Origin of the sequence: Mycobacterium sp. WUMAC-067 (assembly GCF_020217485.1) — a bacterium.
Lineage (GTDB): Bacteria > Actinomycetota > Actinomycetes > Mycobacteriales > Mycobacteriaceae > Mycobacterium.
In genome coordinates this window covers 1-9839 of sequence record NZ_JAEKMI010000085.1, presented here as the reverse complement: position 1 = coordinate 9839, position 9839 = coordinate 1, and the positions used below count along the sequence as shown (strand labels likewise).

At 64.5% G+C, this 9839-nt stretch carries 8 protein-coding genes and 6 pseudogenes; 7 read left to right on the top strand and 7 right to left on the bottom strand.

Annotation, left to right across the window (positions count from 1 at the left end; genetic code table 11):
* From JF781_RS26630 to fdxA, 6 genes and pseudogenes are all read right to left on the bottom strand, one after another.
* Positions 1-166, bottom strand: a pseudogene (locus JF781_RS26630) (AAA family ATPase); the annotation flags it as partial.
* Positions 163-1569 carry a DDE-type integrase/transposase/recombinase gene (locus tag JF781_RS26625; RefSeq protein WP_007168461.1) on the bottom strand — a complete coding sequence of 469 codons (1407 nt, stop codon included), beginning with the start codon at positions 1567-1569 and terminating at the stop codon, positions 163-165. The gene JF781_RS26625 and the pseudogene JF781_RS26630, both read right to left, overlap by 4 nt.
* 46 nt (positions 1570-1615) lie before the next feature.
* Positions 1616-1768, bottom strand: a pseudogene (locus JF781_RS26620) (hypothetical protein); the annotation flags it as partial.
* A pseudogene (locus tag JF781_RS26615) lies at positions 1761-2648 on the bottom strand (DNA-binding protein); the annotation flags it as partial. The pseudogenes JF781_RS26615 and JF781_RS26620, both read right to left, overlap by 8 nt.
* A 95-nt stretch (positions 2649-2743) precedes the next feature.
* Positions 2744-3829, bottom strand: a pseudogene (gene dapC, locus JF781_RS26610) (succinyldiaminopimelate transaminase).
* A 62-nt stretch (positions 3830-3891) separates the two neighbouring features.
* Entirely contained in the window at positions 3892-4218 is a 327-nt protein-coding gene (gene fdxA / locus JF781_RS26605; RefSeq protein ID WP_007168467.1) for a ferredoxin, read from the bottom strand.
* A 348-nt stretch (positions 4219-4566) separates the two neighbouring features.
* Between fdxA and JF781_RS26600 the strand changes: the two genes are divergently transcribed.
* The 7 genes and pseudogenes from JF781_RS26600 to JF781_RS26565 all read left to right on the top strand — a co-directional run.
* Complete coding sequence (locus JF781_RS26600) at positions 4567-4845, top strand: transposase (RefSeq protein ID WP_007168468.1); 279 nt, start codon at positions 4567-4569, stop codon at positions 4843-4845.
* Positions 4842-4997, top strand: a complete 156-nt coding sequence (locus JF781_RS26595) for a hypothetical protein (RefSeq protein ID WP_154074411.1) — start codon at positions 4842-4844, stop codon at positions 4995-4997. Before JF781_RS26600 ends, JF781_RS26595 begins: the two co-directional genes overlap by 4 nt.
* A gap of 75 nt (positions 4998-5072) precedes the next feature.
* Positions 5073-5522, top strand: a complete 450-nt coding sequence (locus tag JF781_RS26590; protein WP_007168470.1) for a DDE-type integrase/transposase/recombinase — start codon at positions 5073-5075, stop codon at positions 5520-5522.
* Positions 5523-5925: 403 nt separating this feature from the next.
* Positions 5926-6159, top strand: a pseudogene (locus JF781_RS26585) (hypothetical protein); the annotation flags it as partial.
* 596 nt (positions 6160-6755) lie between these two features.
* The gene (locus tag JF781_RS26575; RefSeq protein WP_007168472.1) at positions 6756-7865 is read left to right on the top strand and encodes a hypothetical protein; all 1110 of its coding nucleotides are present in this window, start codon (positions 6756-6758) and stop codon (positions 7863-7865) included.
* 292 nt (positions 7866-8157) lie between these two features.
* Positions 8158-8826: a cation:proton antiporter gene (locus JF781_RS26570; RefSeq protein ID WP_007168473.1), complete on the top strand. Its 669-nt coding sequence runs from the start codon at positions 8158-8160 to the stop codon at positions 8824-8826.
* Between the two features lie 48 nt (positions 8827-8874).
* A pseudogene (locus tag JF781_RS26565) lies at positions 8875-9357 on the top strand (transposase); the annotation flags it as partial.
* Between the two features lie 32 nt (positions 9358-9389).
* Here the strand turns inward: JF781_RS26565 and JF781_RS26560 are convergent.
* A partial coding sequence (locus JF781_RS26560; RefSeq protein WP_225330509.1) for an IS30 family transposase occupies positions 9390-9839 on the bottom strand: 450 nt, incomplete at its 5' end.

Sequence of the window (9839 nt, the reverse complement as noted above, 5' to 3'; positions counted from 1 at the left end):
CGGACACCTCGCCGGTGATCACGCCGATGCGGCGTTCGGCGATGCACCAGCCGATGCGGGCGAGGGCTTCGTTGTGGGCGCTGTGGCGGTGCAGCATGCCGGGGGCCAGGTCGCGGCCGAACGGCGTGCGCGAGAAACCGTAGTAGGAGATCAGGTTGTCCATCATCGGGGTTGGGCCTCTTCGCCGGTGAGTAGGTCGAGCTGGCCGGGGATCTGGTCGGCCCCAGTCAGGGCGGCGTAGTTGACGCCGCGGGCCAGTTCGGTCTGATGCGCGGTCTCGATCAGCCGCGCGTAGTCGACACCAGTGGGTTTCGGTGGTATCGACGGGGTTTCGGGTTTGGCCTTGGGGTGCGAGTGCCGCCCGATGTGGTGCGGGATCGCTAGCCCCATCGGCACGCCGGCCAGACGCACCTCGATGCGGGTCAAATCGAACGGGTCGAATACCAGCTCCACCTTGCGCCCAACCAGTGCGGGGTCGACCTCGTAGCTGTTGCCGTGCAACGAGACGGTCGCCGTCTTGGTGACGCGGCGGTGCTCCTCCCACAAAAACGCCTCGGTGAGCGCCTCCGGGGCGGGCAGGCCGACCGGGCCAGACGCGCACCAGCGGGCCAGCGGGGTCTGCCCGGTTTCGGAATGGACGGTGCGGTGGTAGACAGTTTCGACCCAGGCCGCAAAGAGCCGGTTCAATTCGGCCAGATCGGCGACGTGGTGGCGTCCGGCGACGTCGGGCTCGCCGGTGATCTCGACCAGGAACTGCTCACGCACGGTCCTGAAAAACCTCTCTATCTTCCCTCGCCCTTCCGGCCGATGCGGTGTCGAATGCACCAGGCGCACACCGAGTTTCGCGCACGCCCTCAACAACCACGTGTCTATATAGGCCGATCCGTTATCGACATACACGGCCTTGGGGACGCCGCGCGAAGCCAGCGCCGGGCGCAGTGCGGCGGCCAGCCGCACGGTGTCCTCGGCATACCCCCACCGATAGCCGGGCAGCAGCCGGGAATGATCATCCAAGAACGCGAATAAATAGGTTTTACGGGCCGCGATCGCGATGCCGTGCAGCGCATCCCCGGTCCACAGGTCGTTGGGGTGCTCAGCCTCGAACCGGCCGAACACCGGCGCCGACCCGCAACCGGTGCCGGCGGTCAGCCCCAACCGGTGGAAGTTGCGTTGCAGGGTCCGCTCATCGGGCGCCCAGCCCAACTGGGTGAGCAGGATCCGGCGGATCGCCGCGGCGGTGCGGGCGGGGTTCTCCCGACGCAGCGCCACCGCCAGCTCCAGCACTTCGGCCGGGGTGCGCGGCGTGCATTGGCGCGGGCTGGGCACCAGCGCATCGAACCCGCCGGCACGCCAGTCCCTAATCCACCGATCGATGGTCTGCCGCGAGATCCGCACCCGCCGCCCAAACGGGTCGGTGTGCTCGCGCGACGCCAACTCGCGCACTATCTTTCCCCGCTCCTTGGTGGAGTGCGCCGGCTCGGCGGCCTCCCGGATCAACTGGTACCGGAACAATCCGATCACCCGGGCCCGCTCGGCCCGCACCCTCGCCTCATCATCGCCGACCACCACCGGCCGCCTCCTTTGCTGTCTTTTAAACACACGACAGCGCACAGGATTACGGCCTCATCTGCCTTGGCGGCAGGGTCGACTCGTGTTGCACCCACTCCCCGGGCCAGCCCGACGCCAACAACCGGCCACCGGAGACCGCCACCGCGACTTCGGCCAGCGACACCTCGGGCAGCGCGAACCGGCGCTCGATCACGGACGAGGACGAAGAAGATATCGCCGATTGGTCCGTTGCCGAAGACCGCACGACCGACCCGCGACAAGACCGATGGATATTCAGTGACATACGGCGTTGCATGAGTGACGTACGCGAGATAGGCGACACCGGCCAGCAAGAACCCGAGAATGCAGGCCATCGCGGTGAGCACTCGACGTGCGTTGACGCCCTGCGGCTTTCGGAAGACGTCGACTGTATTTGGAAATCGCCTCAACCCCGGTCAATGACGAACCCCCGTTGGCGAACGAACGCAGCAAGGTCAGGATCGTGGCGCCCATCACCAAGCCGTTGCCCTGCTGTACCGGCACCGTTCCGGCCAGGTGATGCGGGTCGTACACCGGTAATTCCCAAAATATTTCGCGAATGACACCCACCACGATCGTCAGACTGATCATGGCGATGAAGGAGTAGGTCGCCACCGCGAACGGCATTCCCGCTTCCTTTAAGCCACGCAGGTTCAGGTAGCAGATGACAAGCACCACGCCAACCGTGATGGCTAGGCTGTAGGGACCCAACACCGGGATCGCCGACACCACCGCCACCGTTCCAGCCGCCGACTGCACTGCCACCGTGACCACATAGTCGATCAACAGTGCAGCGGCCGCGACCTGCGCGACCCGGGGTCCGAAATTCTCCCGCGCGCCAACGCCGCCAGCCCGGCCTGGGGCAGCAGTTCGATCAAGATCTGCTCCGGGCCGTATGCGGTCGATGAGATTGCGTCCGGTGAAAGTGCCCCAAGCGCAACGGGATTCGACAACTTCTCGGATGTCAGGTTCTCGGTAATCAGCGGCTTTCCCAGAAAGACGCGCTTGGCTATGTCCCCGACAGTCGCCGGGATACGCTGCTTGCCAGTCGAAGTTGTCACGACCACATTCTTTACCCGAGGTTGAGCGCTAAGGAAGCACTTGGCAACGCCTTCGATGCATTCTGCCGCCCGCCCCCTCCACGCGGGTGCGCAAGCTAAGCGAGGCGGCCGGCCGCGGCGGCGACGCGCTCGTCAGTGGCGGTCAGCGCAACCCGCACATGCTGTGCACCGCGCGGGCCGTAGAACTCGCCGGGCGCCACCAGGATGCCGCGCGTGGCCAACCACGGATGCTGTCCCGGCATGGCTCACCGCGGGTGGCCCACAAGTAGAGTCCTGCTTCCGAATAGTCGATAGCAAAACCGGCTGAGCGCAGCGCCGGCAACAGGGCCGCCCGCCGCCGCGCGTACCGCTCGCGCTGCAGCTTTTCGTGATCGTCGTCGTCCAGCGCGGCCACCATGGCAGCCTGCACCGGCGTCGGCACCATCATTCCTGGCATGTCTGCGTACTGCCAGCAGTTCGACGACCAGGGCGGGATCACCGGCGACGAAACCGGCCCGGTATCCCGCGAGCGACGAGCTCTTCGAGAGCGAGTGCAGCGCTAGCAGCCCGGTGTGGTCGCCATCGCAGATGGACGGATGCAGCACCGACAATGGCTCGGCATCCCAGCCCAATCCCAGGTAGCACTCGTCGGAAGCCACCACAACGCCACGATCGCGCGACCACCCCACCACCTTGCGCAGGTGTTCGGCGCCCAGCACGCGCCCGGTCGGGTTGCTCGGGGAGTTCAGATACACCAGTGTCACCGATTGCGGGCCCAACTGGGTCAGCGAGTCCGCGAGCAGCACCTGCGCTCCCGCCAGCCGGGCGCCGACGTCATACGTCGGATACGCCAGTTCCGGCGCCACGACCACATCCGCTGGGCCCAGGCCCAGCAGGGTCGGTAGCCAGGCGATGAGTTCTTTGCTACCGATCACCGGCAGCACGGCCGCCTTGGTCAGCCCGGTGATGCCGAAGCGGCGGTCAAGGGCAGCCACTGCCGCTTCACGCAGCCGCGCAGTACCGGCGGTTGCCGGATAGCCCGGCGCGGAACTGGCGGCCGCCAACGCCTCTCGGATCACCGGCGCAACCGGATCTACCGGAGTGCCGATGGACAAGTCGACGATGCCGTCCGGATGGGACCCGGCCAGCGCCTCCGCCTCGGCCGACGTGTCCCAAGGGAAATCCGGCAGGGAGGCCGACACTCCCCTGCGAGCGGGTGGTACCCCCAGTCGGCCCATCCCGGGCTTCTGCAGCACCGGCGCGCTCAGTCGCCTTCGCCCTGCGGTGGCAGATCCTTCACCACTTGGGGATCGTTCTCGGTCATGCCGACCTTGGCCGCACCACCCGGCGACCCCAGCTCAACGAAAAAGTCGGCGTTGATCTGCGTGTACTGGCTCCACTGTTCGGGCACATCGTCTTCGTAGTAGATCGCTTCGACAGGGCAGACCGGTTCACAAGCCCCACAGTCGACGCATTCATCGGGGTGGATGTAGAGCATCCGAGCACCCTCGTAGATGCAGTCGACCGGGCACTCCTCAATGCATGCCTTGTCCTTGATGTCGACGCAGGGTTCGGCAATTGTGTACGTCACGGACGTCTCCTCAAGGTGTCCTCCATGTAATGCCCCGTGTGGGCTGCCGTTCGCATTGTCGCGGCGGTTCTGGACCGCTTCCAGACAAAGCGTTTGATTACTGATACTAGACGTTGCACATACACGTCAACCACTTGGCACGCCCGTCAGACCGCAGTGCTATGCACCTAGTCGCACCTAGTCGCACAGCGGCGTGGTGTGCCATTTCTGCTGCCCGGATGGCACCGGCGTACGCGACCTTGGTGTCGCTGTGCGAACAGGCCGGCTCGGGCTACCAGTTACCCCCTGGTTGATCAAGTTCCTGTGGGAGTCCGATGCCCCAGAATTGGGGCGAGGAGGACTCGATTCATGGCACGTCGACGGCATACACCGGAGCAGGTGGTCCGCAAGCTTCGTGAGGGTGAACGGCTGCTCGGTGAGGGCAAAGACCTCGGGGAGGTCTGCCGGCATCTGGAGGTCAGTGAGCAGACCTGGCATCGCTGGCGAAATCAGTACGGCGGGATGAAAGCCGAAGACACCAAACGGCTCAAGGAGCTTGAGCGGGAGAATCAGCGGCTCAAGAAGCTGGTCGCCGAGCAGGCCCTCGACATCGACATGCTCAAGGAGATGAGCCGGGGAAACTGGTGAGCCCCGACCGTCGGCGGCGAGCGGTGGTGATGCTCGTCGAGCGGTTCGGGGTCTCGCAGCGGCGTGCCTGCCGGGTGGTCGGCCAACACCGCTCGGTGCAGCAGTATGGGCCGCAACGACCCGATGGCGTCGAACAGCGGCTGCGCGCCTGACTGCGGGAGATCGCCATCAGCCATCCGCGGTGGGGCTGGCGCAAGGCGCACGCCATCGCCAAGTCAGAAGGCCTCGTGGTCAATCCCAAACGCACGCACCGATTGTGGAAAGACGAACGGCTGCAACGTCCGTCGAAGACCCGCAAGCGGCTGCGCCTGGGCCACAGTGCGGCGCACCGGCGCATGGCGGCGGCCCGCCCCGATCACGTGTGGGCGCTGGACTACCAGCACGACCTCACCGTCGACGGCCGCCAGCTGCGTTTCCTCAACGTCATCGACGAGTTCACCCGCGAGGCGTTGGCGACACGGCCACGTCGGTCGTGGAACGCCGATCAGACCACCGGACTGCTCGACGAACTGATCATGACCACTGGCCGCAAGCCCGAACACATCCGAATGGACAACGGACCCGAACTGACCAGTCACGCCCTCGCCGACTGGGCCCGCTTCGGCTCGGTAGGCGCCGTGTTCATCCAACCCGGCGCACCGTGTTCGGGGGCATTCAGGTTGAGCACTTGGGGGTAGCGATCCGGCACTGACGGTGATCAGTTCGTCGGCCGGTCGTTTCTGCGTTTGGTCTTTGTGGTGTCGGGGCGGCACGGTGATCACGTCGTTGTGGGCGGCGGCCCTCCCGATGTCTCTGGGCGGAGTCTGCGGGAGGGCCGTCTTCGCGCTTGGAGGCGCAGTGGTCACGGTAGAGGCAGATGTCGATGTGGTCGAGCGCAGGCTGGCGGCGGGCGAGTTGAGCTGCCCGGCATGCAGCAGCGTGCTGGCGCGTTGGGGGTGGGCCAGGCCGCGACAGCTGCGCGGTCGGGACGGGTCGGTGCGGTTGTGTCCTCGCCGGTCGCGATGCACCGGCTGCGGGGTGACGCATGTGTTGTTGCCCGTGACCGCGTTGCTGCGCCGTGCCGACACTGCGGCGGTGATCGTGTCGGCGCTGGCTGCCAAGGCGTTGCGGCGGCGGGTGGGGTTTCGCCGGATCGCGGCCGACTTGGCCCGTCCGGTGGAGACGGTGCGGGGCTGGCTGCGTCGCTTCGCCGAGCGGGCCGAGGCGGTGCGGTCAATGTTCACGGTCTGGTTGCGCGCGGTGGACCCCGATCCGGTGATGCCTGAGCCGGCCGGCGGGGTGGTCGCCGATGCGGTGACGGTGATCGCCGCGGTCGCGGGCCCATTTCGATGATCGACCCGACATATCACGTGATCGAGGACCCCGCGAAGGCCGGCAGGCCCGGGGACTCCGGGGAATCCGGGCAACGCAGCGAAACGTAATCTTTTGGCCGGATATCGGGCTGACCCGAGGGGTGTAAATGGCCGAAAGCCGGGCAGTTAGATTCGTTAACTAGTGGGCGGTGTACGTCATGCCCGCGGTCGACGGAAAGGACAGCTGTGAAGCGACTGGCAGCCGTGTTGGTGTCCGTGTTGGGTTTCGCATTCACCGCCAATGGTTACCGGGCGCTGACTAAGCGCCCGTACGGCTCGGTTTTCGCGTCGGAACTTCCAATGCAATCGCTCGGCGTCCAGGTCACGGCGCTGGCGGCGGTGGCTGGGGCTGCTGGGCTTGCGCCACGTCGGGCGAAAGGCCGACGAACCGCTGACCGCTGCGCTCGATGCCGGCCTGGGTCCCGAGCGTCGCACCGAGTCGGGCGATCTATGGAAGCGGCCCGCGCCCGCAGGTGCGACCGCGAAGAAACCTGGCGTGGGACGAATGCTGCGGATCTACCGTGACTACGCGCATGACGGCGATATCAGTTACGGGGAGTGCGGCTCCAGGAACCATCTCGACATCTGCTCCGGTCCAGGTCGGGCCAGTGGGGCGTCGGCAACGTCGGAACGGTGGCGCTTCGCCATTTCGTCGGTAACCCTGCGTACGAGGTGGTCGGCGTGCTCTGTAATCGTCCGGAAAAAGTTGGCAAGGATGCCGGTGAGCTCGTCGGCGCCGCGCCGATCGGTGTGCTTGCGACCACCGACAAGGAAGCCATCGAAGCGCTTGACGCCGATTGCGTGTTCTATGCGCCACTTTGGTCCGATCCCGAAGAGGTCTGCCGTCTGCTGCGCGGGGGCAAGAACGTCGTCGCCTCGGGTGGCGCATGGTGGTATCGAACCGAACACAGCAAGGCGGATATCGACAAGATCGACGCAGCGTGTCACGAGGGCGGTACTTCGTTCCACGCAGGTGGTATCAATCCTGGCTTTGCCGGAGACCTGCTCGTGCTGACGCTGGCCCGAATCGTCAGCCGGATCGACGCTATCCACATCTACGAGGTGGTGAATTTCGGCAAGGACACTTTGAAGTACCTGCACGAGATGGGGATGGGGAGCGATCCCGAAGAGTTTCTGGCCGGACCGAATCTCCTGGGGAACGCATGGCCGTTGTTCGCCCAGTCGATGGCCATGGTGGCGGACGGATTCGGCAAGACGGTCGACAAGTACACAACGGATGTAGAGTTAGGGACGGCCACGCGCGACATCCGGTACGAAGGGGGGCCGACCAGCGACATGCCAGGCTTTAAGGGCGTGATCAAGAAGGGAACAGTCGCCTCACAGCATCACAAGTGGACGACTTGGGTGGACAACAAGACCTTCATCACATTCCACGAGATGTACACGATGGACGAATACAATGCCATTGAGCCGCAGCCTGATTGGGGCGGTCACTATCACTATCGCATCGTGATCGAGGGCGACGAACCCACCGAGCTGATCCTCCAAGCGCCTCCGGATGCGCAGGGCAACTACCCGAAGCCGGGCTACACCTGGACCGCGATGGGCCCCGCGAACGCGATTCCAGCCGTTTGTGACGCCCCGCCTGGATTCCTCACCCATAAGGAGCTCGGGCTTGTGCCGCTGCGCGGCCTGGTGCGCTTGTAGCGATTACAAAACCGCTGGGCCCGAATCAGCCGGGAGACGGCGGGAGGATCCCGCGAATCCGGGCCGTGAGCCACGAGGCCACCGCTCAGGTTTTGCGCGCCGTCAATGAGCTTGCGGACCAGGAGGGTTCTCGCTCCGGCGGGTATTTCGTGCGGGCAGTGGGGGCGATGAAGCCACGTCATCCTTGCGGTCGGGGTCGCTGTCACCTCGGTGCCGGCGGTGTCAAAAATCTTCGCCGACCTGAAAATCCTGGACACACGGTTCAGGCAAGACGACTCTGCATCCGTGGCAGATGTTCTGGCACCTTTTCGCAACGGTGGCCTACTTCATCCTCGGGCTCAAGCTTGTTCCACGCGTCATCAAGCGCATCAACACTTCTCGCTGGAATGTCTTTGCGCGGCAGTCGCCCACCGGCTACCCCATAGCGGTCCTGCTGGCATACTGCGCAGTTGTCGGAGCCCTCGACGTCAACCTCGTCTTCGCGGCGTTCCTCGCAGGTTTTGCCGTCGCGCATAGGAAGCGCAGGATCTTCGCCGACGCGCTCGAGGCAATCGGCAAAGTCTCCTTCGCCTTCTTCATTCCCATCTACTTCGCGATCGTCGGCCTGAAGCTGGATCTCATCCGCGGCGTCTCGGTATGGATGATCGTCATCTTCATTGTCGGCACCTGCGCGATCAAAGTGATGTCGGTATCGCTCGCCGGGCGGTTCGCGGGTTTCCGGGGACTTGACCTGATCAACCTTGCGATCACCACCAACGCCCGCGGTGGCCCCGGCATCGTTTTGGCCAATGTCGCCTTCGACGCCGGCATCATCAGCTCAAAGTTCTACACCACACAGGTAATCGCAGCCGTGCTCACCTCCCAGTTCGCCGGTACTTGGCTCGACTACGTCATGCGTAAAGGCTGGCGGGACTGTCTGAACAACGGTGGATCTGATCTTGGTCTGTCACGCCGAGCGTGAGCTTGGCGGGAAGGACTGACGATGTCAGAAACACTCGATCCTGTGGCGATGGAACTGGATCAACGGCAGCTCGCTGAGCAGCTGCTGGCGCAGGCAAAAGAACAGGGTGTCGAGCTGGTCGGCCCGAACGGGCTGCTGAATCAGTTGACCAAGAACGTGCTGGAGACCGCGCTGGATGCCGAGATGGCCGAGCACCTGGGCTATGACAAGCACGACCCTGCCGGGCGCGGCAGCGGGAACTCCCGCAACGACACCAGGGCCAAGACGGTGCTCACCGAGATCGGCGCCGTCGAGATCGAAGTGCCTCGCGACACCAACAGCAGCTTCGAGCCGCAGATTGTCAAGAAGCGTCAGCGTCGGCTGACGGGTATCGACGAGATCGTATTGTCACTCACGGCAAAGGGATTGACCACCGGTGAGGTCGCTGCCCACTTCGCCGACGTCTACGGCGCCACGGTATCCAAGGACACGATCTCGCGGATCACCGACAAGGTAGTCGCCGAGATGACCGACTGGTGTAACCGGCCACTGGTGCCCGGGCGGATTCCACTCATCGTTGCGAATCAGTGAAGTGTGTACTGACGCTCCCATCGTCGCAGAAGTTCGGTCGGGGTGTTGTCCTTGAGGCACAGTCGTGGGCGGTCGTTGAGTTCATCGGCGATCTGCCGGAGTTGGCCGTCGTCCCAGATGCTGAGGTCGGTGCCCTTTGGTAAGTATTGGCGTACAAGCCCATTGGCGTTCTCATTACTTCCGCGTTGCCAAGGTGAGTGTGGGTCGGCGAAGTAGATCTTCAGCCCTGTCGCCGCCTCGATACGTTTGTGATGAAACATCTCGTTGCCCTGGTCCCAAGTCAGGGTCCGGCGCAGTTTGACCGGCATTTGGGTGAACGTTGCGATCAGGGCATCCCCGACATGCTGTGCCGAATGTCCATTCGGCAGTCGAATCAGCAGTGTTAGACGCATCTTTCGTTCCACCAGCGTTGCGACCGCCGACCGCTGCTGGGCGCCGACGAT